The sequence below is a fragment of the Alloscardovia macacae genome, from assembly GCF_002259705.1.
Classification (GTDB): Bacteria; Actinomycetota; Actinomycetes; order Actinomycetales; family Bifidobacteriaceae; genus Alloscardovia; species Alloscardovia macacae.
Map to the genome: position 1 here is coordinate 93,490 of NZ_MWWT01000001.1, position 26,482 is coordinate 119,971.

25 protein-coding genes and 3 tRNA genes are annotated in these 26,482 nt (G+C 55.0%); 15 read left to right on the top strand and 13 right to left on the bottom strand.

The window, feature by feature from the left end:
• The first annotated feature begins 20 nt into the window (after positions 1-20).
• Positions 21-527: a GtrA domain-containing protein gene (locus ALMA_RS00385; RefSeq protein ID WP_094725909.1), complete on the top strand. Its 507-nt coding sequence runs from the start codon at positions 21-23 to the stop codon at positions 525-527.
• Positions 528-533: 6 nt separating this feature from the next.
• On the top strand, positions 534-1,568 hold the full coding sequence (locus tag ALMA_RS00390; protein ID WP_094725910.1) for a glycosyltransferase family 2 protein: 1,035 nt from the start codon (positions 534-536) through the stop codon (positions 1,566-1,568).
• Positions 1,569-1,763: 195 nt separating this feature from the next.
• Here the strand turns inward: ALMA_RS00390 and ALMA_RS00395 are convergent, their stop codons facing one another.
• The 6 genes from ALMA_RS00395 to ALMA_RS00415 form a co-directional block, all read right to left on the bottom strand.
• Positions 1,764-2,114, bottom strand: a complete 351-nt coding sequence (locus ALMA_RS00395) for a hypothetical protein (protein WP_094725911.1) — start codon at positions 2,112-2,114, stop codon at positions 1,764-1,766.
• 1 nt (position 2,115) lies between these two features.
• Positions 2,116-2,370 (bottom strand): hypothetical protein, encoded by a 255-nt coding sequence (locus ALMA_RS08010; RefSeq protein WP_148140226.1) that lies wholly within the window; start codon positions 2,368-2,370, stop codon positions 2,116-2,118.
• Between the two features lie 103 nt (positions 2,371-2,473).
• On the bottom strand, positions 2,474-3,181 hold the full coding sequence (locus tag ALMA_RS00400; protein WP_094725912.1) for a DUF4417 domain-containing protein: 708 nt from the start codon (positions 3,179-3,181) through the stop codon (positions 2,474-2,476).
• A 163-nt stretch (positions 3,182-3,344) separates the two neighbouring features.
• Positions 3,345-3,920: an ImmA/IrrE family metallo-endopeptidase gene (locus tag ALMA_RS00405; protein WP_094725913.1), complete on the bottom strand. Its 576-nt coding sequence runs from the start codon at positions 3,918-3,920 to the stop codon at positions 3,345-3,347.
• The gene (locus ALMA_RS00410) at positions 3,921-4,229 is read right to left on the bottom strand and encodes a helix-turn-helix domain-containing protein (RefSeq protein ID WP_158520617.1); all 309 of its coding nucleotides are present in this window, start codon (positions 4,227-4,229) and stop codon (positions 3,921-3,923) included.
• Positions 4,230-4,796: 567 nt separating this feature from the next.
• Entirely contained in the window at positions 4,797-5,306 is a 510-nt protein-coding gene (locus tag ALMA_RS00415; protein WP_211278312.1) for a DUF6788 family protein, read from the bottom strand.
• Positions 5,307-5,580: 274 nt separating this feature from the next.
• On the opposite strand from ALMA_RS00415, the gene mvk reads away from it, so the two are divergent.
• From mvk to asnB, 8 genes are all read left to right on the top strand, one after another.
• A complete protein-coding gene (gene mvk, locus ALMA_RS00420) occupies positions 5,581-6,555 on the top strand; it encodes a mevalonate kinase (RefSeq protein WP_094725915.1) in 975 nt (324 codons plus the stop codon).
• Positions 6,556-6,565: 10 nt separating this feature from the next.
• Positions 6,566-7,621, top strand: a complete 1,056-nt coding sequence (mvaD, locus tag ALMA_RS00425) for a diphosphomevalonate decarboxylase (RefSeq protein ID WP_094725916.1) — start codon at positions 6,566-6,568, stop codon at positions 7,619-7,621.
• Positions 7,614-8,624, top strand: coding sequence for a phosphomevalonate kinase (locus ALMA_RS00430; RefSeq protein ID WP_094725917.1), 1,011 nt, complete (start codon positions 7,614-7,616; stop codon positions 8,622-8,624). The genes mvaD and ALMA_RS00430 overlap by 8 nt, the downstream gene beginning before the upstream one ends.
• 43 nt (positions 8,625-8,667) lie before the next feature.
• Positions 8,668-9,801 carry a type 2 isopentenyl-diphosphate Delta-isomerase gene (gene fni, locus ALMA_RS00435; RefSeq protein WP_094725918.1) on the top strand — a complete coding sequence of 378 codons (1,134 nt, stop codon included), beginning with the start codon at positions 8,668-8,670 and terminating at the stop codon, positions 9,799-9,801.
• Between the two features lie 121 nt (positions 9,802-9,922).
• Entirely contained in the window at positions 9,923-11,131 is a 1,209-nt protein-coding gene (locus ALMA_RS00440; protein WP_094725919.1) for a pyridoxal phosphate-dependent aminotransferase, read from the top strand.
• 62 nt (positions 11,132-11,193) lie between these two features.
• Positions 11,194-12,705: an amino acid permease gene (locus ALMA_RS00445; protein ID WP_244568807.1), complete on the top strand. Its 1,512-nt coding sequence runs from the start codon at positions 11,194-11,196 to the stop codon at positions 12,703-12,705.
• Between the two features lies 1 nt (position 12,706).
• A complete protein-coding gene (locus ALMA_RS00450) occupies positions 12,707-13,720 on the top strand; it encodes an asparaginase (RefSeq protein WP_094725920.1) in 1,014 nt (337 codons plus the stop codon).
• A 218-nt stretch (positions 13,721-13,938) separates the two neighbouring features.
• On the top strand, positions 13,939-15,843 hold the full coding sequence (gene asnB, locus ALMA_RS00455) for an asparagine synthase (glutamine-hydrolyzing) (RefSeq protein ID WP_094725921.1): 1,905 nt from the start codon (positions 13,939-13,941) through the stop codon (positions 15,841-15,843).
• Between the two features lie 21 nt (positions 15,844-15,864).
• Here asnB and ALMA_RS00460 read toward each other — a convergent pair whose 3' ends face one another.
• Positions 15,865-16,590, bottom strand: coding sequence for an aspartate/glutamate racemase family protein (locus ALMA_RS00460; protein ID WP_094726167.1), 726 nt, complete (start codon positions 16,588-16,590; stop codon positions 15,865-15,867).
• A gap of 70 nt (positions 16,591-16,660) precedes the next feature.
• On the bottom strand, positions 16,661-17,941 hold the full coding sequence (locus ALMA_RS00465; protein WP_094725922.1) for a carboxylate--amine ligase: 1,281 nt from the start codon (positions 17,939-17,941) through the stop codon (positions 16,661-16,663).
• Between the two features lie 771 nt (positions 17,942-18,712).
• Between ALMA_RS00465 and ALMA_RS00470 the strand changes: the two genes are divergently transcribed.
• Positions 18,713-19,819, top strand: coding sequence for an IS1249 family transposase (locus tag ALMA_RS00470; protein WP_158520618.1), 1,107 nt, complete (start codon positions 18,713-18,715; stop codon positions 19,817-19,819).
• A gap of 159 nt (positions 19,820-19,978) precedes the next feature.
• On the opposite strand, the gene ALMA_RS00475 is transcribed toward ALMA_RS00470, so the two are convergent.
• Positions 19,979-20,051: transfer RNA gene (locus ALMA_RS00475), tRNA-Ala, on the bottom strand.
• 67 nt (positions 20,052-20,118) lie between these two features.
• Positions 20,119-20,192, bottom strand: a tRNA-Ile gene (locus ALMA_RS00480).
• A 151-nt stretch (positions 20,193-20,343) separates the two neighbouring features.
• On the opposite strand from ALMA_RS00480, the gene ALMA_RS00485 reads away from it, so the two are divergent.
• Positions 20,344-21,015, top strand: a complete 672-nt coding sequence (locus ALMA_RS00485) for a M48 family metallopeptidase (protein ID WP_094725924.1) — start codon at positions 20,344-20,346, stop codon at positions 21,013-21,015.
• A gap of 219 nt (positions 21,016-21,234) precedes the next feature.
• Here the strand turns inward: ALMA_RS00485 and ALMA_RS00490 are convergent, their stop codons facing one another.
• The gene (locus ALMA_RS00490) at positions 21,235-22,131 is read right to left on the bottom strand and encodes an SPFH domain-containing protein (protein ID WP_374220043.1); all 897 of its coding nucleotides are present in this window, start codon (positions 22,129-22,131) and stop codon (positions 21,235-21,237) included.
• A 149-nt stretch (positions 22,132-22,280) separates the two neighbouring features.
• Between ALMA_RS00490 and ALMA_RS00495 the strand changes: the two genes are divergently transcribed.
• From ALMA_RS00495 to ALMA_RS00505, 3 genes are all read left to right on the top strand, one after another.
• The gene (locus ALMA_RS00495; protein ID WP_244568808.1) at positions 22,281-22,901 is read left to right on the top strand and encodes a carbonic anhydrase; all 621 of its coding nucleotides are present in this window, start codon (positions 22,281-22,283) and stop codon (positions 22,899-22,901) included.
• Positions 22,902-22,936: 35 nt separating this feature from the next.
• Positions 22,937-24,253, top strand: a complete 1,317-nt coding sequence (locus ALMA_RS00500; RefSeq protein ID WP_094725925.1) for a hemolysin family protein — start codon at positions 22,937-22,939, stop codon at positions 24,251-24,253.
• 86 nt (positions 24,254-24,339) lie between these two features.
• The gene (locus tag ALMA_RS00505) at positions 24,340-24,819 is read left to right on the top strand and encodes a Dps family protein (protein WP_094725926.1); all 480 of its coding nucleotides are present in this window, start codon (positions 24,340-24,342) and stop codon (positions 24,817-24,819) included.
• Positions 24,820-25,276: 457 nt separating this feature from the next.
• Here ALMA_RS00505 and ALMA_RS00510 read toward each other — a convergent pair.
• Positions 25,277-25,349 (bottom strand) — tRNA-Thr (locus tag ALMA_RS00510).
• A gap of 162 nt (positions 25,350-25,511) precedes the next feature.
• The gene (locus tag ALMA_RS00515; RefSeq protein ID WP_094725927.1) at positions 25,512-26,471 is read right to left on the bottom strand and encodes a DsbA family protein; all 960 of its coding nucleotides are present in this window, start codon (positions 26,469-26,471) and stop codon (positions 25,512-25,514) included.
• Between the last annotated feature and the right edge of the window lie 11 nt (positions 26,472-26,482).

Consider the following 26,482-nt stretch of genomic DNA (forward strand, 5'->3'; position numbering starts at 1 on the left):
GACACACGACGGGAGACGACATGAGCACGACGTCCGGCTTTACGAAGTGGAAAGAAGAGCATCCAGATTTGTGGGAGTTCATTAAATTTAATGGCCTGTCCCAGATCTCCACGGTCGTGCGCTTCGTCCTGCTGTGGATCCTCACTCCGCTCTTCGTCAGCGGCCTGGGCCTGACCGAACCGTTCCACTTCGCGTTCTATAACTATGACACGGCGGCCGGCGGCGTGGGCATCTTCCTGGCTACCATCATCACGGAAGTCATCGCGCAGACGGTAAACTTTTTCGTGCAGATGAAGTGGGTGTTCGTCTCGGACGCGAGTTTCGCGCAGGCTGCCTGGAAGTACGTTCTGCTTTCGCTGCTCATCATCGTCATCTCCGGTTTCGCGCCGAGCTACATCAGCGCCTGGGCCAATTCTATAGGATGGGGCGCTGCAAGCAGCACACTATCCGCCGTGTTTAACACCATCGCAGCGACCATAGTGGCGTACCCACTTCTCAAGTTCTGGATAGCACCGAAAAGCAAGTAGAGATATATGACTGATAAGACTATAACCTTCGTCGTTCCTTCCTATAATGTGGAAGATTACCTCGCGCGCTGCGTGGATTCGCTCGTGGATACGGCAGATACGCGGGATGTAGAAATTGTCATAGTAAATGACGGCTCGCACGACCGCACAGCCGAGATAGCCGACGCGTATGCCGAGCGCTACCCAGACGTAGTCCGCGTCATCCACCAGGAAAACGCGGGACACGGCGGCGCGTGTAATGCCGGCATAGCAGCGGCGCGCGGGCAGTACCTGAAGATAGTGGACGCGGACGACTGGGTGGATAAAGCCGCGTACGTCACGTACCTCACGTTCCTGCGCGCGCAGGCCGCGTCGGACCAGCCGGTGGACCTCCTCGTGAGTAACTACACCTACGAAAACGTGGAAAAGCACCACACGAGCACCATCCGCTACGCGAACGTCTTCGAAGCGGGCAAGCGCCTCACGTGGGACGACGTGAAACCGTTCCATATCCAGCAGTATCTGCTCATGCACACGCTTACGTACCGTACGGCCGTGCTGCGCGACAGCGGGCTGAAGCTGCCGGAGCACACCTTCTACGTGGACTTCATCTTCTCCTTCCAGCCACTGCCATGGGTGAAGACGCTCACATACCTGAACATCGACTTTTACCGCTATTTCATAGGCCGCGAAGGCCAGAGCGTGCAGAAGGACATCATGATCAAGCGCGTCGATCAGCTCATACGCGTGAATGACGTGATGGTAAAGGCTATGCCGGGCGCAGACGCGGTGCCGGCGGGCCTCTACCGCTACATGCTGCACTACCTCGCTTCGGAATTCATCGTGACCAGCGTCTTCCTCATTCTGTCGAATGATAAGCAGCGCTGGGCGCAGAAGGACGAGCTGTGGGAGCGGCTGCGCGCGCAGGATGAGCGCGTGTATGCGGATATGCGCCGCTATGAGGGGCTGACTCGACTGGCTGGTAGCCGGGGGGCGCTCGGGCGTGCGCTGGTGAAGACGGGATATACGCTGTCGAATCTGGCTGTCGGGTTTAATAGCTAGAGGCGGGGCTGCTGGGGGCTGGACGTTTTGGCTCAGTGGTCCGACTGAGCCTAGCACAGCGTCCCTTCGTCACGTGTATGGTGTCTGAAAAAACTTGCGCTCAAGATTTAGCTATTTTTCACGCTCTGCGCCGTCTATAATGGCTAAATCTTGAGCGCAAGTTTTTGTATGGAGTCTTCGTCTGAGAATAGGAGACTAATCTGCCATTTCTTTTAAAGACTCTTCCCAGAGCTGCGCAGTGGCTACGCTATCAAAAGCGCTGACGAGATTACCATCTACCCAAGAATATTCACTATTCTGGGTATCAAGGTAAGCGCGAACGAATGCCCGTGCTTCCTCTGGTGTGGCTCCTTGGTCTCCGAAATGTCTAGAGTAGGCATGTGAAAAATCCTCGTAGAGTGCAGGGTCAGCGGAACCTTCATCTTGCCAAAGAAATGGGTTAGCTTCTGATAAAAATAATCGTAGTCGTTCTGTGCTCTTGTGCTCGAAAGCAGCATCGAGAGCGTAGAACATAGATAGAAATGTGTGATAGCTGTGTACTCTCATACTAGTTCTTCTTTCTAAAAACATTGCGTGGATTACCATGAGGATTCCGATTTAAGCCTGTTTCTTTATCCCAAACTCTGGGAGTCACATTACTTCCTCCCTCCTGGATGGTTCCGTTGAGAGCTGAAACCCATGTTTGAGTGCCATCTTGTTCTGTACGCGCATACCATTCGATACCTAGTTTATCTTTGCCTAGATAGTATGTTTCATCATTTGCGAGTTCCATCAATTTTTGTCGGTTTCGAGGAGTATCCACGAGGTGACCTTTTCGACTACCGAATATATGTCTTAACTGTGCTTCTCCAGATGGCAGTATATTTCCGCGAGACTTATTAAATCCTCCTATTCCATGTCCTTTCTCACACATTGGTGTCACCTCTATAATAGCGTTCTGTAGTGCCGCTGAAGAAGTGTAAAGGAATATTATTTTTTTTGGCATAATCAAAAACTCCATAAGAGTCTTTGCCAACTACTACTAGCCCTGTAGGATGTAATTCGTGAATAGCTCGGATTAATCCTCCTAAGAAACGATTGCGGTCTTGACAATTTTTTACACACCCTATCTCGCCTATAGCGATAATGCTATTGCGAGGAGCTCCTGTAAGAAAATAGTCTGAGCCAGTTGCAGGGCACCGTACGTTACACAGGACATGAAAACCAAGAGTCTGCAGCCATGCTCCCGTAAGCTGATTGCGATAGACATTCCATCTGCGGATAGGATCAGGAAGATCTGTCCCAGTACTATAATCTGTGGCAATGAATCCAGAAAATTTACTCAGACGTGGTAGGTATCTCCATGGAGAATTCCAGAAACGCTCAATTTGATCGTCATTCTCGAAAAAATGAATGTAGTTACTATAATCTAGTGATTTAGTAGACATCGCTTCTGAAAAAGAAATTATTCCCGTTGGAATAGAATTTTCAGAATGCATAATAGGCATATTGAATACTGGGTCGAAAGCTACGCCTTTGGTCATATATGTATGGAATATGTCACGTGATGATCCTCGTTTGACTCTATGCTCTGGGAGAGGAAAATCCAATGAGTTTTGATAAAAAGTTTTCATTTTTAAATTCCTGTTCCGTTGCTATGCAACATTAAAAGACAATACGGTAATTTGGAATTCGCTGAAAACTTATGGTATATGCTGAACTTAGCGTATACTTATAGAGTGTACGGTTTCCAACGAATTCCGACTATTGGTCGCACCTGTTGCAGCAGGTGCGACTTTACATTTGACTAAGTAACCCACCTCCAATCCAAGTAGACTTCTCTAAAAGCCATTGTTCATGTGGACGCCATGATCCTTCATTAACTCGAGAATTTGCTTGATCATATGCGAAGCTCGCACAATCAATACTTACTCCGAAGGCCTCAGCGAAGTTTGTATTTGCTGGAGACGTCAAAATGAGTGGATGGGGAGCTAAGAAGTATCCTGCAAAATAATTGGCTTCTTCTTCTATATTAGGTTGGTCTTCTTTATGCGCTAACCAGATGTGCCCCAGCTCGTGGGCTCCCGAAAAACGGGATCGATAGAAATATGCGCCACAAGTATCATCTACAATAATCCGGATGTCCATAAAATTCGAAGTACGAATATGGAAAGCATCACTGGATGCTGCATATGCCATTACTCTTTCTTCATCGGACAGACTAGAGTAGGGGACAACTTTTATTCCAAGTATTTCAGCTGTCCTTTGAATGCTCATAGGGTAGGTTGGTTTAATACCAAAGTCCTGGAACATTTCGATGATAGATTCTTCGATTTCAACCTGGCGTTTACGACTTAGCAATGCAGATATCACCTAGTCCTTTGAAAGGATTGCCTGAATTAGGCTTTCGCGTTGTGCGTCGGAAAGATTATTTTTATTACGGGCGATAAGAGTAACAGCGTTATCGATTTCTCGTTCCTGGGCAAATCCGGTTAAGTCCTCGGGAGAAGTATCAAGAGCTTTTGCGATCTTAGCGAGCATTATGGGGCGTGGTGCTCGTTCACCATTTGCATAGCGACTGATTGCAGCAGGCGTAATCCCTGTCTTGTCGGATAGGTCTTTCTGTGACATGTTTTTTTCATGGAGTAGGCTTACTAATTTGCCTGTAATTAGCCTATTCATGTCGTTCCTTTCTCTAAGAGAATTACCATCTAAAAGAAATATTACCATTATTTGGCAATATGTCAAGATTAAACGGAAAATGGTTAGGTGCAACTTAAAAGTGCTGTGGTCTGGTTTTTTATTCCGCTACTAGGGTGGCTTAGCTTCTTGCTTTAGTATGTCAATCCACCCCATGGAAAAGTCGCGTACTCGAGCTCTTTGTCACTATAAAAATGCTGATGCCTCTGCCTTATACGCATTATTCGTTTTTCTGCTAGAGCGGTATCATACGAATCTCTTTCAGCATTTCTCCTTCATAAACTACATAAGGATAGATATATTCTTCCCCCTCGTAGTAGTGTACGAGAAGCTTCTTAAATTCCGGTACTTCTGACTCTGGTATGACGAGGTAGCCACCTGCATGAGAGATGAGATAGTGGTTTGCGAAGATAATCGCCGCGCGCTTATTCCCGTCTAGGAATATCTGCTTTGCATGCAGTAAAGGCAGAGTGTAATGGTAGTAGTGATGGGTTTATCTGCGGAAGTGCTCGCATTCTCAGCGGGGTCCGTTATGTCATGAATCATGTCTTACACATCCGCTTCGAAAGGAATCTTTGGAACATACGATGATCTTCCTATAGTAACTGGTACTCCACGTATACGACCACCCTGAGCGAAGAATCCTTCGTTCACGAGCTGCGCTGTATGGCTGAGGACAGAGTAGTCTGTTCGGCTGTACAGCACGTCATTATCCAGTATGAATTCCCGTGCAAAGTCTCGGTTTCCGAGAATATCAGGAGCGGGCGCAGAATCGGTGTATCTGTTCTGCGATAATTCTTTTTCTATGCGACGGAGTTCTTTACGTAGTGAGCGTGCTTTGTGCGCATTACGCAGAAGGAGGTTATACAGGTCTTCCGTATATGCTCCCGCATACGTAGAGGTGAGCTTTCCTGCCACACGTTTGCTAGTGTAAAGGTAACGTCCATCTCCGGGCTCTTTAATTTCCGGGAATCCGTTATAAGGGAGGAGCTGAAGGCGTGCATGGATATCTACTCGCGCGTGGAGTAGTTCTTCTATATCTTCATACTTCGGTGCCATCTGAGTGTTCCTTCGTGAACACGATACCGGATTTTAGGGAACTTTGTATATAGAATCTTACTGCAAAAGTTCCCTAAATTGTGCAGCCTCGTACCGGCCTGAGAAGTTACCTCAAAGATACCTCCTAGTGCATCCGCACTGTGCTCGACACTCACGAAGGATGAGAGATGAATTGGCATTCAGGAATCCCCTCCCGAAGCGCACTCGTGAGTTTTCTGTATAGACGTCGCGTCCGCCCGCCCGCCGCCAGCCCAAAGCTTTTAGAGTAGAACGTATGGTTACTAGTCCGGAATATCGTGGTGTCTCGCATGGGAAAGTCATACTCATCGGCGAGCACTCCGCGGTATACGCGCAGCCGGCCATCGTGCTGCCACTGGCGGACGCGCGCATGGAAGCCGTGGTGAGCCCGAGTGTGCGGTCCTCGGCGGACGTGTACATCCACTGTGAGTATTTTAGCGGGAAACTGTCTCAAGCTCCGGACATTTTAAAGAATCTGCAGGTGCTCGTGCAGCGCGTACGGTATGACTTCGCGCTTGAGGAGCAGGGCTTCGACCTCACCATTACGTCCACGATTCCGCACGAGCGTGGGATGGGTTCGTCGGCTGCCGTGGCCGTGGCCATAGTACGGGCGCTGGCGAAGTATGCGAGTGTGCCGCTGAGCTTGACGCAGGAGTTTGAGTACGCACAGATAGCGGAAAACATCGCGCATACGAACGCGTCCGGCATGGATAGTGCTACCGTGGCTTCGGATAGCGCAGTCTGGTTTAAGCGCACGGATGACGCTCCGGACATCTCCACATTTGCCTTCCATACGGACGGTGTGCTCGTGGTGGCAGATACGGGCGTAGAAGGAAACACGCGCGAGGCAGTGAGCGCCGTGCGTGCCCTGCTGCGTTCTAGCGATACGCAGACTGCCGAGCGTGCGCGCGCCGGCATAGAGAAGCTGGGACGGCTTGCGTATGCGTGCGCTGACTCGCTGCAGCTGAATGAGCTTGCTGCGGTGGGACGCATGATGGATACCGCGCAGGAGACGCTGGCAGCGCTAGGCGTCTCGAGTGCTGAGCTTGATGCGCTCAATTCTACCGCGCGGCAGGCTGGTGCTCTCGGTGCGAAGCTTACGGGGAGCGGGGGAGGCGGCTGCATGATAGCTCTAGCTGGCTCGCGGGCCTCTGCGGGGTATATACGCCAGGCACTCGAAGATGCAGGAGCGAAGCGCACGTGGTATGTGCCACTTATCTCGCAAGGATAGAGGGAGAGAAATGACCGGGATGGCCGCCGCTCGAGCGCATACGAATATAGCGCTCATCAAGTACTGGGGTAAGCGGGATGACGTTCTGTACTTACCGACGAGTACGAGTTTATCCTTCACACTCAGCTCTCTGTATACGGACACATGCGTCCGCTTCGTGGATGGGGCTGCTGAGGATGTACTCGTACTGGATGGTGAAGTCCAGGATGCAGCATCGACGGCGAAGGTGACGCGTGTGGTGGATCTTTTCCGCACGCGCTATGGTGTGGGAGACTCAGCGGCCGGTGCAGCTTTCGGTGCCGATGCGCCACGCGTGCGGGTGGAAAGCCATAATCACGTGCCTACAGCTGCAGGACTGGCGAGCTCTTCCAGTGGTTTTGCCGCGCTCGCCTTCGCGCTGCGCGCGCTCTTCGAAGAGCGCTACCCAGATGCTCCACGCATGAGTGACACCGAGCTGAGCACCTTCGCACGCCGAGGCTCAGGCTCGGCCACGCGCAGCATCTTCGGAGGATTCGTGGAGTGGGTGTACGGGACAGGCAGCGACGATAGCGTGGCTGTGCCTGTGGATGATGCGCAGTGGGATGTGGCCATGGTGCTTGTGGCGTTATCTACGCAGAAAAAGAAGATTTCGAGCACGTATGGCATGAAGCATACTGCTGAAACGTCTGCATTCTACCCTCTTTGGCGTGAAGTATCGGAGAAGGACTTGGACGAGGTTCGTGCGGGTATCCGCGAGCGGGACATCGACCGCGTGGGAGCAGCTATGGAGGCGAACTGTATGAAGTTCCATGCCACCATGTTTGCTGCGAATCCGCCGTTTACCTACCTCACGTCGCGAAGCCTCGAGGTTATCGAGTACATTCAGGAACTGCGTGCTCAGGGGCTCAGCGTGTACTACACCATGGATGCTGGCCCGAATGTAAAAGTACTCTGCCGCCGCTCAGAGCAGCCGCGCGTGCATGAGCTGCTCGCTCAGCGCTTTCCGAATGTGACACTTTTCGACGCAGGAGCAGGATCAGGTCCGCGCATTCTCTCTGAGCAGGAGTGGGAGGAGCTCTATGGCTAAAGGCGCTCAAGGAAAGCTGTACCTGTGTGGTGAGTATGCCGTCGTGGATGGGGGAGCTGCGGTGGTCAGCGCTGTGGACCGCGAGATTACTGCACAGCTCGTCCCTGCCGGCACGGGCACTGTACGTGTAGAATCGCAGCCAGAAGTTCGGGTGGACGACCCGTTACGCTATGTGCTCGCAGCCATGCGAGTGGCAGACGTGGATGTGCCGGACGCAGACCTCGCTTTTATTTCTCAGCTCGTGGAAGCCGACGGTCGCAAGTTCGGTCTCGGCTCCTCAGGAGCTGTAACCGTAGCGACCCTACGAGCGCTTTTTACTGCAGGAGAAGTCTATCCATCCCCAGAAGAACTCTATAAATATGCCGTCTGCGCACTTCTCCTCGCAGGGGATAATGGCTCCTTCGGAGATGTAGCGTGCAGTGCATACGGCCAGCTCATCTTTTATGTGAAACCTTCAAAGGAATGGATTCAGTATGTGCGAGATGCTCTCACTGAAGACACCTCAGACGTACGTCCCCTCGTCGCCCAGCACTGGGAGGGACTCGAAATAGAGCCTCTCGAGTGGCCAGAGGGCATCGACCGGCGCATAGGCTGGACTGGGCACCCAGCGAGCTCCGCAGACCTCGTGAATGCTGTGCGTGCGTATAAGACAGAGCAGACTGAGCAGTATGCAGACTTCGTGCGCATGTCTGACGGCATAGCGCGCACCATGCGCCAGGCCTGCCGGGAGAATGATGCGGATGCTTTCCTGCGTGTGTATGGCCTCGCAGGCAGAATCCTTAGTGACTTCTCGGACTGCACAGGGGGATATGCGCTGACAGAAGAATTGGCCACACTGAACCGTCTCGCTGAACGCCACGGATATACGGCGAAATTCTCCGGCGCGGGCGGCGGCGACTGCGGCATCGCGCTCGCGCAGAACAGTACAGACGAGCAGGCGCGTGCGCTCGAGCAGGACTGGCGGGCGGCGGGCATCGAGCCGATGCACTGGACGCTGAGCTAGCTCGCGGCCGGATCGGGTAGAGCAGAAGCAGAAAAGGACGAGTATGTACGACTCTCACATCTCCTCACGTAAAGATGATCACGTGCGGCTCGCGCAGCAGTATTACGAGCAGAACGCGCTGAATCCGCGCACGCACGCGGAGATAGACGCCATGCAGTTCATCCCGAACGCACTGCCGGAAGTCAGCCGCGCGGACGTTTCACGTGAAACATCCTTCGCGGGGCTCGCGCTCGAGCGGCCGTACTTTATTAACGCGATGACGGGAGGAACGCCGCGCGCGAACGAGATCAACCGCCGTCTGGCTCGCGTGGCTCAGGAGACGCACTCGCCGATGGCGCTCGGATCCATGAGCATAGCCGTGAAAAATCCGGACACGCGTGCTGCTTACGCGCAGCTCGCCTCGGACTTCCCGGACGTGCGCTTCCTCGCGAATCTCGGCGCGGAGCATACGCTCGAGTCTGCTCGCTTCGTCGTGGACCTCGTGGGGGCGAAGGCACTGCAGATCCATCTGAATGCTGCGCAGGAGATAGTCATGCCGGAGGGGGAGAAGGACTTTCGAGGCTGGACGGAGCATATTCGTACAGTGACGGAGGGCCTGGGGGCTGACGGTGTGCCTGTCATCGTGAAAGAAGTGGGATTCGGCATGAGTGCTGAGACTGTGGCTCAGCTCGTGGATGCCGGAGTCCACACTGTGGACGTGGCGGGACGCGGTGGAACGAATTTCGTGCAGATAGAAAACGCGCGGAATGCCGAGCAGGATTTTAGCTACCTCGAAGACTGGGGGCTGTCCACGCTGCGTTCGCTGCTGGAGGCTATGCATGTGCGCGAGGAGCGCGAGGAGCTGCGTGCTCACGAGGAGCGCGCGGAAGGCCTCGGTGGTACGCACCTCGACATCATCGCTTCCGGTGGCGTGCGCGGTCCGCTCGACATCGTCAAATACGTGGCGCTCGGCGCGGATGCGGTGGGACTGTCCGCGGCCTTCCTGCAGGCTGTGACGGCGTCGGAGGATGCGGACGAGGCTGTGGCTGGCGCGGTGGCGCTCGTGCGTGCGTGGGATGAGCACGTGACGAACCTGCTGACCATCCTCGGCGTGCGCTCGCTGCCTCAGCTGCGCGCGCGGGCGCCGTACGTGCTTCCCGAGAGCGTGCACGCGTACGTACGTCAGCGTTTTGCGTGAGTCTTACCTCGAGGTCAATTCTTCCTCTAACACACTCCTCTCATCGCGTTCTGTGAGTACAGTAGGACTGTACAGAAAACAGGACTACTGCAGGATAGAGCAGAATAGATGAGGAGGCGCTATGACGAACTCTCCTGTACGCCAGAGTGTGCGTGACTTACGAGGATCACTCATCCGCTCGTTTGATGCGGATATCTCAGGCATCGAGGGCATTATTAAGCTCACTCTCGGCGAGCCAGACTTTCCTACGCCTCAGCGCATCGTGGATGCGGGCATAGCCTCCATCCAGGCTGGGCGCACGCATTATGCGCCAAATGCGGGAACGATGGGACTTCGTGAGGCTGCAGCAGGATATCTGCGCCGCCGCCGCGGGCTCGAGTATACAGCAGAGAACATCGTGTGCACGGTGGGTGCATCCGAGGCTCTGTCTGCAGTCTTCGGCTCTGTCTTAAGCGATGAGACGGTGTCCATTATCCCTATCCCTGCTTTCGGAGCATATAAGACGCAGACGCTCCTGGCTGGCGGTGCGGTGGATCTTATCGATACCACGGACACCGGTTTTAAGCTCACTCCTGAGCAGCTCGAAGCGGCACTGAGCCGCGCGAAGGGAGCTGGGAAAAAGCCCGTACTCATCCTGAATTACCCGAATAATCCTACGGGTGTGGCTCTGAATAGCGCAGAAATCCAGGCTCTGGCAGACGTGGTTCTCGAGCATGACGTCCTCGTCATCTCGGATGAAGTGTATGCGGAGATCTCGTATGGCACGGAGCGTGTGGACTCCATCGCACGCTATGCTCCTGAGAATACTGTGCTCATCGACTCCGCCTCGAAGGCCTTCGCTATGACGGGCTGGCGCGTGGGATACATCGCCGCTCCGGTCGAGCTCGCGAACGAATTCGTGAAAGTACACCAGTCGAACGTGGCCACCGGTGCCACCTTCACCATGGACGCGGCCCAGGAAGGCTATGAGCATGGTGATGCAGACATCGACGCTATGGTGGCTGAGTACTCTGAGCGCCGCAACTACCTTTATAACCAGCTCACGGACATGGGCTTGAGCGTGGCCTACCCGGATGGCGCGTTCTACCTGTTCATCCAGATGCCAGACTGGTTCGAGGGCTCGAGCCTCGAGTTCTGCACGAAGCTCGCCTATGAGGCGAAAGTGGCGCTTATCCCCGGTGCTGCCTTCGGAGACCCGGCCTCGCGCTGGGTGCGTGCGAGCTATGCGGCCAGCATGGAGAATCTCAGAGAGTCCGCACGCCGCATTCGCGCGTGGGTGGGCGCACAGAGCGCTAGCGCTGCGCAGGGCGCTGCACAGAGCGCACACTAGGCGTAGAACGCGGAAAAATTGACCTATAGAGCAGAAAAAAGAGAAAAGGAAAGAAGGACACGGTGAGCGATACTGACCTCACGCGAAACGACGTGAACGGCGCGGCCGAAACGAGCGCGGCGGAAGCACACACACACGAAGCACACACCGCCGCAGATAAGGGCGACGCGGGCTACGACAAAGCGCTTAAAGCGCGGCACATCCAGATGATAGCCATCGGCGGGTCCATCGGCACGGGCCTCTTCCTCGGCGCGGGCGGCCGCCTCGCGCAGGGCGGTGCGGGCCTCGTCCTCGCCTACGCCATCTGCGGCATCTTCGCCTTCCTCATGGTGCGCGCACTCGGCGAGCTGGCCATCCGCCGCCCGAGCTCCGGCGCTTTCGTGTCCTACTCGCGCGAATTCCTCGGCGAAAAGGGTGCGTACATTACGGGATGGATGTTCTTCCTCGACTGGGCCACCACCGTCATGGCAGATATCACGGCTGTGGCGCTCTACATGCACTACTGGTCACTCTTTAAACCGGTCCCGCAATGGGTGCTCGCACTCATCGCGCTGGCCGTGGTCTTCGTACTGAACATGATGAGTGTGAAGATGTTCGGCGAGGCAGAATTCTGGTTCGCGGCCATCAAAGTGACCACCATCATCGCCTTCATGGTCATAGCCATCGGCGCTATCATCTTCCACGCACACACGGGCACGGCTGCAGACGGCACCGCGTATACGGCCGGCTTCCATAACATTACGAATTACGGCGGATTCCTGCCTCAGGGCCTGACCATCGTCTTCTCGCTCACCCTCGGCGTCGTGTACGCGTTCGGCGGCACGGAGATGGTGGGCGTGGCGGCCGGCGAGACCGCGGATGCGCAGAAGGTGCTGCCGAAAGCTATCAATTCCATGATCGTGCGCATTTTCGTCTTCTACGTCGGCTCGGTGCTGCTCATGGCTCTCGTTCTGCCGTATATGGCGTACTCCTCGGCCGAGTCCCCGTTCGTCACCTTCTTCTCCGGCCTGAATGTGCCGTACGCGGGAGACATCATCCAGGTGGTCGTGCTCACGGCCGCGCTGTCCTCGCTGAATGCGGGGCTGTATGCTACGGGCCGTACGCTGCGTTCTATGGCCATCGCGGGCTCGGGTCCGCGCTTTGCGGCGAAGCTGAATGCGCATAAAGTTCCGTTCGGTGGCATTATGATTACGTCCGCGCTCGGCCTCGTGGGCGTGGTGCTGAACGCGGTGCTGGCTGAGGATGCGTTTAACGTCATCATGGACCTGGCGGGCATAGGCATCGCGGGAACGTGGGGCATGATCCTCGTCACGCACATCGCGTTTATGCGCCGCGTGCGTGCCGGCCAGGAGACGCGTCCGGCGTATCACATGCCGTGGGCGCCGTATAGCGACTACATTTCGCTGGCATTCTTCGCTATCGTCGTCGTGTCGAACTTCTGGAGCGAGTCCGGCCGTAAGACGCTCGCTTTGTTCGGCGTGGTCATCGTCGCGCTCGTCATCGGCTGGTTCGCCGTCCGAGGACGTATTAAGGCCAATCTACTCGACTCCATGCTAGATGAGGAGCAGAACTAAAATGCGTATACACGTGACCTATACCGGTGGAACCATAGGCATGGTGGATTCGCCGAAGGGGCTGATTCCGGGAGCGGACCTCCACGGCTGGCTCTCCTTGATTCTGAAGGGGACGCAGCTGGGCGAGGGGAATGTGACCATCACCGACCTCGACCCGCTTATCGACTCTTCGAATGCCACTCCAGATAACTGGCAGGCCATCATCGACGACCTGTGGATGAACCACGATGATGCGGATGCTTTCGTGGTTCTTCACGGTACAGATACCATGAGCTACTCTGCAGCCGCTCTGAGCTATGCTCTGACCGACTTCGGAAAGCCTGTAGTGCTCACGGGCTCGCAGCTGCCGCTGGGCATGGTGGAGACGGATGCGACGGCGAATGTGACAGGTGCGCTGAATGCGACGTTATCGCATCGTGCCGATGGGGTGACTCTCTTCTTCGGACACCACCTCTTCGCAGGAAACCGTGTGACGAAGAGCTCGTCCTGGGCTTTCGAGGGCTTCTCCTCTCCAGCCACGGGGCCTCTGGCGCGTACAGGTGCTCCGTGGCGCTGGTATCCGGTGGAGCGAGCAGGGTGTGGCTGGGCGGATCCTCAGCCATATACCCGCCATGATGTAGTAGTGCTGGACATGGTGCCAGGCATTACTGCTGAGCGCCTTTCGCATATCCTCAAGCCACGTCCAGAAGCCGTACTTCTGCGTGCGTATGGTGTGGGTAATGTTCCGTCCGATGAGCCGGGCCTTACCGATGTGCTGCGGGAGGCTATAGAGGATGGCGTGCCGGTGATAGTGGCCTCCCAGTGCGAGCAGTCCGAAGTGCTTCTCGGCCACTATGAGACGGGCGATGCCATAGCACGCGCCGGCGCTGTGGGAGCAGGGGACATGACTCTCGAAGCAGCATATGCGAAGATAGTCTTCCTCCTTTCGCAGGGGCTGCGTGGCCAGGAGCTCGCCTCCTGGGTGTGTAAGTCCATAGCGGGCGAGCTGACACCGGCGTATAAGGCGCTGCGGTAGGGACGTTTATGAAAATGTGAAGTGTGGTGTTATACAGTAGCACCACACTTTTTATGTGCAGATGTGGCACGCTGGAGTGCCAGACTATAGAGCACTTACTATACATCCGTAAGAATACGTCAACTCCACGAATAAATTCACATAATATTTTCCCGAGACACTCTGTACCCCATCTGCTACCCTAGTAGAATGGGAGAGGGAAATAATGGGAGGATACTATGTGTGGCATAGCTGGCTTTATTAATGACTTCTCCATGGAGGAGAAGCACGCTATCCTGACGGACATGACGGATAGGATAGCGCATCGTGGGCCTGATGCGTATGGCGAGCATGTGGATGAGCATGCTGCGCTGGGCTTTCGCCGCCTGAGCATCATCGACCTCGCAGGTGGAGACCAGCCCATCTATAACGAAGATAAGTCCCTGTGCATCACGTTTAACGGCGAGATATATAACTATCAGCCTCTGCGTGAGGAGCTGCTCGCGCTGGGGCATACGTTCCGTACACATGCAGATACGGAAGTCATTCTTCACGGATACGAGCAGTGGGGCACGCATTTGCTGAACAGGCTTCGCGGTATGTTTGCTTTCGTCATCTGGAACTCGAAGACACACGAGCTTTTCGGCGCGCGCGACCACTTCGGCATTAAGCCGTTCTACTACGCACAGATGAACGGCACGTTTATGTACGCCTCGGAGATTAAGGCTCTGCTGGCGCATCCTCATTTCGAGAAGGAATTGAATAAAAAAGCGCTGAAGCCGTACCTCACCTTCCAGTACCCAGCGCTGCGCGAGACCTTCTTTAAGGGCGTTTTTAAGCTGCCAGAAGGCCACTACTTCACGTATAAGGACGGTCAGCTGGACATCCACGAGTACTATGACGAAGCATTCGAGGAGACGCGCCAGAAGCTCGATGACGTGGTGGATACTATAGACGCCACCGTCCAGGATTCGGTTCGCGCGCATCAGATAGCGGACGTGGAAGTGGGATCCTTCCTGTCCTCTGGCGTGGACTCGTCCTACGTGGCCGCGCTCGCACGCCCAGAACATACATACTCTATAGGCTTCGGTCAGGGCTCGTATAACGAGTCTCACCAGGCTCAGGAGCTGGCAGGCATGATTCATCTGAATAACACGTCGCGCGAGCTTACGGATGAGGAGGCATTCTCGTACTTCCCACAAATTCAGTGGTATATGGATGAGCCAGACTCAAACCCATCCTGTGTGCCGCTCTTCTTCCTGTCCCAGCTGGCAGCAAAGGATGTGAAGTGTGTGCTCTCTGGCGAGGGAGCAGATGAGCTTTTCGCGGGATACATAGATTACGGTGTTCACACGCGCTCGAAAGCCATTAAGAAGGCTACGCATCTGCTGCAGATGCTGCCAGAAAGCACTCGCCAGGCCATAGGTCGTTTCGCGAAGGGAAAGACCTTCCACGGAGCCATGCACCTGTATGAAAATCTCGCTCCAGCACGCGAGAATTTCATCGGTCAGGCGCGTGTCTTCACCTGTGATGAAGCGGATGCTCTCGTCACAGATGAGTACCGCGATGCGCCGAGCGTCCAGTCCATCGTGGATGCGGTGTACGACCGTGTGGAGGCGAAGACTGCGCAGAAGAGTCAGAAGATTTCCGAGCTGAAGAAGAAGCAGTATCTCGACCTCCACCAGTGGATGCCGGGAGATATCCTTCTGAAGGCAGATAAGATGACCATGGCACATTCGCTCGAGCTGCGCGTGCCGCTGCTGGATAAGGAGCTTATGGCCGTGGCTCAGAAGGTTCCTACGCGTTACCTTATTTCCGAGGAGAATACGAAGTACGCATTCCGTAAGGCTGCAGCCCGCCATCTTCCGGAAGCATGGTATAAGCGTGAGAAGCTCGGCTTCCCTGTGCCTATCCGCCAGTGGCTGCGTGAGGAGAAGTTCTACACGGTAGTGCGGAGCCTGTTTGCGCAGGACTTCGTGCGCGAGTTCTTCGACCAGGATGCGCTGCTGAAGATGGTAGATGATAATTTCGCGGGGAAGACGGACGACCGCCGTAAGATCTGGACGGTCTACTCCTTCCTCACCTGGTACTCCATTTACTTCCTCGGGGATGGGACGAAGCCGGACGTGCAGAAATTGGCCTAAGCCTGAGAAAAGCCGAAAAAGCTACGCGCGCAGCTTCTGAGCCAGACGTATGGACTCGTCCACGAGCTCAGACTGCGCGTCGATGACCGGCAGCTCGGGCAGCGGGAACGCCTCGTTCAGCACGCTCAGCTCGGTGCAGCCGAGGATAAGCGCGTCGCAGCGGTACGCGCCGGACGGGTCGAGGAACGCGTCCAGCACCGCGCGGTACGCCTGCTCGTCGAGCCGCCCCGCGTCCTTCACGTCATCATAGATGAGCCGCGTGATGGCCGCCTGCAGCTCGTCCGACGGCTCCACATACGTGTATCCGGCATCCTCGATGGCCTTCTGGTAAGCGCCCGCCGTCCGCGTGCCCACCGTGGCGAGCAGACCGACGCGGTGGAAGCGTTCAGCCGGATACTTTTCTGCCAATTTTTCCACTGCCAGCTTCGGCATGTGCAGAACGGGAACGTCAGTGAGCGCCTGGAAGCGGTCATAAAAGTAATGCGCGGTATTACACGTGAGCACGAGGAAGGACGCCCCCACAGCCGTAGCCTTCTGAATGTCATCAGCGATGACCGGGAACGGATCCTCCTCGCTCTTCTGAGTAATGAACGCCGTACGGTCCGGAACCGACGCATCATTAAAAACGAGGTAGTCCAGGTAGTCCTGGTCCTTCGCAGCCTCAGTACGCGCATTCAGGACGCGGATGTACGATTCCGTAGCCAGCGTACCCATGCCACCGAGGACAGCAAAAAACGGACGTTTCATGTCTACCACCTCTCTTACTGAAAAGCCTAAGCTTCTATACTACTACGTCGGCTCTTCTACGTCGGCTCTTCTACTTCAGCTCTTCTTTATGGGTGAAGAACTGACGGTAACGGCGGATGTAGGCGAAGAAGATGCGGCGAATCATGAGCCAGCGCTTCACATTCATGTCGTCTTTCGACTCGAGCGTGGTGCCCCAGTTTCCCTCGCGCAGCATCTGCAGGCCGCGGGTCTTATCCTCTCCTGGGAGCACATATGTCTTAAAGATGGTGCGCGGGATCTCCAGCCAGAGCTTGTCTCCCTTACCGATGAGGGTCTCACCGTCGAATGGGGTGTCGAAGATGAGGTCTTCGGTAAAGTAGCGGGCGAGGTTAAAACCATTCAGCGTGACATAATAGCTCGAACGACCCTGACGGAGGTTAATCTCGAAAAGCTTAAACTGGCCGTCACGCTCGTCATACTTCATGTCGAAATTCGCCACACCCTGGTAGCCGATGTCTTCGAGGAATGCCTTCAGCTTCAGGCAGATCTCCTCGTTATAATCCGGAATAATGGCAGCGTAGTTCCCCACGGCTTCCGGAGTCGGGTCTTCGAGGAGTGGGTGGCCGAGGAACATCATGCGCACGTTATGATGCTGGTCCACATACGCATTCAGCACACGCATATGGGTATCATCTCCAGGAATGAAGTCCTGGAGGATCATACGTCCCTCATATCCTGCAGCGTAGGAACGCTGGATAAGCTCGTCGAGTTCTTCTGGCGTCTCGATGATGAATGCCTTCTTACGGCCGGGGAAGTCCACCTTCAGCCACGCTGCAGAATCTGCTGGTTTCATGGCCACAGGGAAGGCGAAAGGAAGGTCTTTATATTCGTGTGCTTCTACGGCTTTTTTATCGACGACCTTCGTGGCAGGGTGAGGGATATCATACTTTTCGCACAGCTCATAGAAGCTGTTCTTCATGCTGAGCTGATGGTTCAGTTCAGGTGGAAGTGTGTTAAAGATGAAGTAATCTTTCAGCTGCTCGGCTGTCTGGCTCAGCAGGTTCGCGTAGACGTCTCCGCAGGGGATGAGCAGGAGCTTTACGTTAGGATGTTCGGCGCGCATCTGGCGGGCGTACTCGAGCAGGTGGTGTGCGAAACTCTCTGGCTGGTCGAAGTCATCAAAAGCGTGTACATCCACGAAACGGCTGTACTGTGTAGGCAGCATGTGGCTCTTCGCGAAGGAGATGGACTGGATACCATACTCTTCGTAAAAGGCACGTGCCATGCCGTACACGTTAATGTCACTTCCTGTCAGTACTGGCTGGAAGCCTAGTTTTTCTGCTGTATTTTCACCTGTAGTAGTCCGCTTCATAGAGTCTAGACTAGCATGGGTGGTGGGCGGTATGGAAAGAATGGAAAACCGGAGGGGAGCAAGGGTGTTCCCCTCCGGACCCTTTAGCGACTCGTGATAATGTGGAGGACGATGAGAGCGATAACTAATCCCGAGATAATCGGATCAGTGTTCACCGCTAACGCGGTGGCTATCATCACTAGATACATCCATCGTGAGTCGTCATTGGGTTGACTATTATCTGCCATGAGCAGAATCCTTTGCTATGTTCACCGCGTACCGCGAGGACACGCGGTGCAGTGATGTCATGCACGGCTGTGCAAGACAAGAAGACATATCATCTCGTCAAAAATGTCGTCTTCTAGTAGCAAGTCTAGCGTATAATAAGAGATATCAAGTTAGAGCATCGTCACGTCACTTCTTTTTAGGTGCGCAACTAAACTTTTCGTAGAAGTGATGGTTCTAGCTTGTAGGGCGTGGACTATTCGTCCTTGTGTTTACCGCGTAGGGGGTATCCAGTTTACTGGGTACCCCCGTGTGGTGTTTAGGACTGTAAGTTCCTATATGCCTAGTCGTTTTAAGAGAGTATAAAAGAGTAGACCTATAGGACAGATTGTGTGTATGGTTTTCTTGTTTTGGCGTGTATTTTCGAGGCGTGTCGGGTTTTTAAATCGGTGATGGGTTTTTAAACTTTGGACACTATGTGTGTATATAACGCCGTGTGAGGCATTGTGTTTACTGGCGTGAGGACTGGTTTAAATTCTTGCGTGTGGTGTGGTTATGCTCGTTTGTATGAAAATACTAAAGTGTGGCTCGTGTGGCCAAGCAATGAAAAAGAACGGGTATACCAGTAGTGGTAAGCAACGCTGGAGGTGTTTTACGTGTCGAGTCTCGCGTACTGTAATCTACCAGACTCGACGAGCGTATTTCACCCAGTTTATTGACTGGTTAACGAGTAAAACAGAGCAAGCATCCATGAAGGGTAAAGGCCGTACATTTCGCCGGCATACCAGCCAGTTCTGGCAGTATTGGCCGATCCCCCGACAGGCTGCTTCGCCTAGTGATGTGGTATTTTGCGATGGTATTTATGTAAAACGACGTCTGGTTGTTCTTATTGCTCGTGGACGAGAGTATGTATCAGGCTGGTATCTAGCGCGTAGTGAAAACACGTATGCGTGGGAAAGTCTTCTCCAACGCATTCCTCCCCCAATTATGGTGGTCAGTGACGGCAGTAACGGGTTTGCCAGCGCTGTCAACACAGTGTGGCCATCTACGCGTATTCAACGGTGCTTATTCCACGTGCATAACCAGATTATACGGTGTACGACCAGGAAGCCTCAACTCCAAGCAGGCAAAGAACTCTATGCTCTGGCCGAGCGGATCGCGCGTCGTATGACCGCCAGTCAAGCCCAGCAATGGGTGAAAGACTATAACCAGTGGTGTCAAACCTGGGATGAGTTCCTGAAACAAAAAACAATCATTAATAAGAAAAGCGAGTATACACATAAACGGTTGCGTAAAGCACGCCGCGCGATTAACCAGCTTATTCGTGAAGGAACGTTGTTTACGTATATCGAGCTCGATCCGGATAATCAGGGTCTTTATCCACACACGAATAACATGATTGAAGGAGGAGTGAACTCTCAACTTCGGGATATGATTCGATGGCATCGAGGCCTTCCCCTGAGTAAACAAGCAAAAGCTATTTTCTGGTGGTGTACCCTGCATTCTGGTAAAAACATAGACCTCTACGAGCAGTTAGACACACTTCCCACAGACGAAACAATCACTGGTTTCTACGCGCAAGCCCACGAGAAGTACGAAGACGATAAAGACATGCGTTTATGGGGAGACCAACCCGTATGGGAAGAATTCCACACAAGCGCAAGACCCTACTAAACCCCACACTATTTTTAGCAGAAACCTCTCAAAACAAAGAGGTCTTGCACACCACCGTGGAAGACCCCTAAACCACCCCAAATACACACAAAATGTCCTATAAGCCAAAGAGTAACAAAAAAGCCCCGAAAACCAACGTTTCCAAGGCTTTTAACCTAGTGGAGGTAAGGGGACTCGAACCCCTGACCCTCTGCTTGCAAAGCAGATGCGCTACCAGCTGCGCCATACCCCCGTCCGAAGAAAAAGCATACCACATACTGTGGATACCGACACGCCGCTTTGACTAATCAAACCGAACGTGGGCCCGGAGGGACTCGAACCTTCGACCTCATCCTTATCAGGGATGCGCTCTAACCTGCTGAGCTACGGGCCCATTCTTCATTTGTGGTGCTGTGAATAAGTCTCCTTAAGTCACAACAAAAGAAAATCATAGCCCACTTTTTCGAGAAAGTCAATTCCGCTTTTTCCGCGTGTCGCGCTCATCCTCCGCACGCCGCCACGCACATCTATGGCACACTAGACCCATGCCATCTCCGACGAAAAGTACACATCACCTCCTCATCGACGGCCTTCCCGTCACCGTCACTCTGAAAAACCAGAAGAACATGTATCTGCGCGTGCGACCGGGAGTACTCGTCCATCGCGGTGAGCAGGACCAGCGCGTCAGCGAACCCACTGTGGACATCACCGCCCCGTACTCCATTCATCTGAGCGACGTGGAGAAATTCGTCAGGTCGAGGAGGAATTGGATAGAGGAAGCGCGAGACCGCATCCAGATGGAAGCTGAGGTCCGCGCGAACTCCCAGAACCCCGCGGGCCCCCAGAACGCCGCCCAGCACGAAAACCTCCTCGGCGCCTGGCCACTAGAACGCGAAAACGAAGCCCGCGCCATCCTTGAAACTAAGCTCCCACCCATCCTCGAAAAGTGGCAGCAGCGCACCGGCCGCGCGCCGAGCCACGTGACGCTGCGGCACATGAAGACGCGGTGGGGATCGTGCACGCCGGCCACAGGGCGCATTCGGCTGAATCTCGCCCTCGCGTACGTGCCGGACGAGCTGCTCGAGTACGTGCTCGTGCACGAGCTGACGCATCTGGATGAACGCGGGCACGGCGCTGGTTTTCAGCGCAGGCTCAGCGCATATCTGCCGGACTGGAAAGAAAAGAGGCGAGCGCTGAACTCCTACGGGAGTTATTAACTGCAGGAGAGATATCTGCAGTGCGCTCGCCTCGAGGCGAATAGAAGGAGGTGGGAAACTATTCGCCATTATCTCAGGGAAAGCCCGAGACTCCTTTTCCTTCACCACGCCTCTTCTCGAGAAAGCCGTGATAGCGGTAAAAGTCTAGCGGAGTGTTCTGTACGAATGCCGCCCTCAGCCACTTCTGGTGAGAACTGTCGTTACTACCCTCTACAGCTTCTATTCTACCGCATTTTCGTGAGAAGTGGTAATCGCCTGTGTCATCTGATTAAAGAGCTCCTGGTAGCCTCCCGGAGTGGCCACAGGCAGCACCACAGTCTTCGCATTCTGCGACTCGGACAGGTCTCGCATGACGTCTAGATACTGGTTAAACAGCACTACGTTATTCACATCTTCGATGTTCATGCCCACGTTCTGCAGGCTGCGGATCTGGTCCACGATACCGTTCGCTATCTCGCGGCGGTAGTTCGCCTGGCCTTCACCCTGCAGGCGCGTGCGCTCGGCATCTGCTGCTGCCTGCGTTTCGATGGCGATGCGCTTGGCCTCCGCGCGTTCGCGCGTGGCTTCCTTTTCGCGCTGGGCGGCGTTAATGGAGTCCATAGCGGCCTTCACCTGCTCAGACGGGTCGATGGCGGTGATGAGCGACTTCACCACGGTAAAGCCGAAGCGCGCCATCTCCGCGCCCACGGTCTCCTGAACGTCGCGCGCCACGTCATCCTTGCGTGCGAAGGCGTCGTCGAGCGTGAGCTGCGGGATGGCCGAGCGCAGAGCGTCTTCCATGTACGAGCGCAGCTGGCCTGCTGGGTCGCCGAGCTCGTAGTACGCGGTGGCCACGTTCTTTTCGTCCACGCGGAACTGCGTGGAGACGACCACGTTCACGAAGACGTTATCGAGAGTCTTCGTCTCCACCTTCACCATGAGCTGCTGGACGCGCATGCCCGTCTTATGCGCGATGCGGTCCACGAGCGGGATGCGGAAGTGCAGTCCGGCGAGGCTGACCGTCTGGAATTTTCCGAGACGTTCTATGATGAACGCTTGCTGCTGCGGCACGATGTAGATGCACTGCGCGAGGATGAGCAGGACGACGACGGCGAGCGCGAGGCCTGCTCCGGTCATGATATCGAATGGCATTTTTTCTCCTTTTTCGTCTCTGAATCGTATGGTCAATTCTACCGAATTAAAGGTATTCTCGTCCAGAGCGTCGGCCTTCTCTGGGCGAAGAATCTCACGAGCTGAGATACGCGTGCCTGAGTACACTACGAAGTATGACTGATATGACTGAGCTGACCGCCCTGGCAGAAGAAAACCAGGCAAATTCTGTATGGACTCGCATGCTCGAGGGGAACAAGCGCTTCGCACGTGGCGAGGCCGTGCACCCGTGGCAGGATACACAGACGCGGGAAAGCCTGTGCGCGGCACAGAATCCATCTGCTGCTGTGCTCACGTGTAGCGATTCGCGTGTGTCTCCGGAGATCATCTTCGACGAAGGTCTCGGAGACCTTTTCACCATTCGCTCTGTGGGCGGTGTGCTCGACCAGGCTGTTCTGAATTCGCTGGAGTACGCTGTGGACGTCCTCCACGTCTCTGTCCTCGTGGTCATGAGCCACGAGCACTGCGGATTACTCGAAGCAGCCGTGGACTATGCGAAGACGGGCAATGCTCCAGAATCCCTGAAGTATGCCATCTCCCAGTGCTCCGGCACGCTCGAAGCGGCTGAGGATGCAGACAGCCAGGCAGATGTGGAGCGCATCCACACCTCCATGCTCATCATGCAGCTCGTGGAGCGCAGTTCCATCATCGCTCGCGCTCTGGCAGCTGAAGAGCTGAAGATAGTGGGCGCACGCTACATGATGACGAATGGCCTCGTCGAAGTCCTGAGTTTCTAAGAATTTCTAAGAGTTTCTAAGGAGCACGTTCTCTCATGCCCATATGGCTGAATATCTTCTTTATCTTCCTCTTCATGCTCGTGGGAAGCATCTTCTCCGGCACGGAGATGGCGCTCGTATCCCTGCGCTCCAGCCAGATAGAACGCATGGAGCAGGAGGATGAGCGCGGAGCGCACGTGGCGAAAGTGGCGCGCGACCCGAATCGCTTCCTGTCTGCACTCCAGATAGGCGTGACTCTGGCTGGATTCCTCTCGGCTTCCTTCGGTGCGAGCTCGCTGTCCCCACACATCGTGCCATGGCTCGTCTCTCATGGCATGAGCGAAGGCGTGGCTGGGGCAGTGACCACCATCGTGCTTACCTTGCTCATCTCGTACTTCTCCATCGTCATCTCGGAGCTCGTCCCGAAGCGCATAGCGCTGCAGCAGGGCGAGCAGATAGCACGCTCCATGGTGCCCATCATCGACGTCTTCGCCACCATCACCTCGCCTATCGTGTGGCTAATCGGTAAGAATACGAATGGCATAGTTCGGCTTCTCGGTTTCGACCCGAATGAGGTGGAAAGCGAAGTGAGTAACGATGAGCTGCGTGTGCTCGTGTCCTCGAATACGCGCTTGAGCCGCGACGAGCGGGAGATCCTCGCCGACGTGTTCGGCGCCGAGCAGACTATCGTGGCTGAAGTCATGCGTCCGCGCGCGGATGTGGTCTTCCTCGAAGGCAGCATGAGCCTGCCTGCTGCGGCCGCGTTCGTGCGTGAGCAGCCGTACTCGCGCTACCCGGTCATGGGCGAGAGCTTCGACGACATCATCGGCTTCGTTCACGTGCGCGACCTGCTGGACGTGCGCGATGCGTCCGCGCATACGGTGGCGGACGTGACGCGTGAGATTATCCAACTTCCTGGTACCTCGCGCATTCTCCCGTCCATGAGCATTATGCGTAAGCGTGGCATCCACCTCGCGGTGGTCATCGACGAGTACGGAGGCACCGACGGCATCATCACTCTGGAAGACATCACCGAGGAACTCGTGGGGGACATCCACGACGAGTATGACCTTCCAGAAGAGAATGAGGATTCTGCACAGGCTGCCTTCGTGAACGGGGTACTCACAGTAGAGGGTGGTATGACGCTGGAGGACTTCCATGAAGTCGCGGGAATTGAGCTTACAGACGGACCGTACGAAACGGTAGCCGGATACATGATCGCGCACACGGGGGAGCTCGGATACGAAGGCCAGGTACTCTCGGACGACGACGGCTACGACATGGTCGTCACCGCGGTAGACGGCCGGCGCATCCAGACCATAGAAGTGCGCAAACACGTGCCCGAGCCAGACGCGAGCGAAACTGTGAACTAAGCTACACTGCACGCCGACACAGGGTACGGCGGCGCACTGACGACGTAAAATAAAAGCATACCGATAATCAGAAGAAAGGTACACTCATGGCACTGAACTACACCATCCCAGGACTGAGCGAAGAAGTAAGCGAGAAGGTCATCTCCATCCTTCAGAGCCGCCTGAGCCAGGAGCAGGAAGCATCCCTCGTTCTCAAGCACGCGCACTGGAACGTCTCTGGCCCGAACTTTGTGGCAGTTCACGAGATGATCGACCCACAGGTGGACATCGTGCTGAACCAGGCAGATGAGTCCGCAGAGCGTATCTCGCAGCTCGGTGGTAGCCCAGACGGCCGTCCAGATGCCATCGTACGTAACCGCGACTGGGCAGAGCTCGAGCTGACCGGCACTCAGTCTACTGAAGCGTACATTAAGGCACTCGTGGCATACTACGACGAGTTCATTCAGAATGACCGTAACGCCATCGCAGAGCTCGACGAGCTCGACATCGTCAGCTCGAACATCATTCAGGACCACGTGCAGGACCTCGAAAAGTTCCAGTGGTTCCTGCGTGCACACCTCGCGTAGGTAGGGTGCTGCGCGGGGCGGCCTGAATCCGCGAAAAACGGTACACGATACCAAGTACTGACGAAAATGCTTCCTCTCGGTTCATTCTGGACCGGAGGAAGCATTTTTATGTGTGGGCGGAGGTCTGCTGGCGCGGGGGTAGCGGTACATGGTGACATGAATTTTGCGAGTTATTCCATTTTTGGCTGGTGCGGGGATAAAAAGTGGAATAACTCGCAAAATTTACGTATACGAAAATTGATGCATCAGCGCGTGGGGAAAATCGGCTGTGGCAGAACGCCCCCCCAATCGGATTCACGTCCTGTTATATGTGAACCATGTCCGATACTTTTTGCTTATCGGCGCATTTTGGCCCTATCCGGCCGCGAAAAACGCGCCGATAAGCAAAAAGTAGGAAAACGCGCTGTGAAGGATAGCTATCTGTGGCCATCTTCGTGCCACACACAAAAACACAAAGAGCCTCCAGGGGGACTCGAACCCTCGACCTGCTGATTACAAATCAGCTGCTCTACCAACTGAGCTATAGAGGCGTTGATTACTCAACGTGATTTACTATACACAAAAACCGCGCCCCATGCAAAAGCGGCTCGCCGAAATTTTCTGAACGTGTCAGAAACTTCAGCGAGCCGCTCGAACCAGCTGAGCTAGGGTCTAGTGCGCGTGCGCCCCTATGCCTCTGCGCCCCTGCGCCCCTAAGCCCCTACAGGCTTGCCCTCGCCGATGCTCGGCAGCACAGAAGCGTTCCCCACATCAGCCTTCGCCAGTCCCAGGCTGGACAGCAGAATCGTGTTATAGGACGACGATCCGCCGGCCGAAGCCATAAGCGTGTTATAGTCCCAGTAGTTCTTATTTACGAGGATAGTAGGCGTGGTCATCTGGCCCTTAAGCGAACCGCTCACGTTCCACAGGCGGCTGTCGGTCGGGTACCATGCACTCGTGGCATCCACCCATGCCTCATACTTGCCCTTCGCCGCCGCCTCGGCCACCGAGTCGCTCACGCCCACGGACTTTGCGAGCTTGACGAGGTCGTCATTCGAGACGCTCTTATACGCAGAGCCTTCCTGTGGCTGGAAATTCTCAGCAAACATAGCGCGGATGAGAGCCATCACCTTATCCGGCTCGTTATCCGCCACGTAGGTGACGAATGCAGCCGAGCGCGTGGAGTAGTTATCCGTAGAGCTGCGGTTCAGGAATGCCGCCAGGTGGATGTTCAGGTTTATCTGGCCCGCGTCGAGCATGGAGACGAGGTCTGCGTCGATGGATCGGCCCACGATACCGCAGGCTGGGCAGATGAAGTCCATGTAGTCGTCGATGGTCGGTACGCCTTCTACGGCTTTATTCACGCCGTTCTTCGAAAGAAGGAATCCGCCGTCCTTCGACGCGTTCTGCGGCTTATCCGCGATGCTCTCCACTTTCGCGTATGCGGCGTTCGAGACTTCTTCCGGTGAACGCGTGCTTTCGTAGATGTTCCGTCCCACGAAATATCCCACGACGGCGAGGATGAGGATGACCACCGCGAGGACGCTCGCGCCTATAGCGGTCTGAATTTTACGTTCGCGCTGTGCTGCCAGCTGCGCTTCGCGTTCAGCTGCTGCACGCGCTTCCATACGTGCTTTGCGCGATTTTGCGCGCTTTTCGTCGTTTTTAGCCATACTTCAGATTT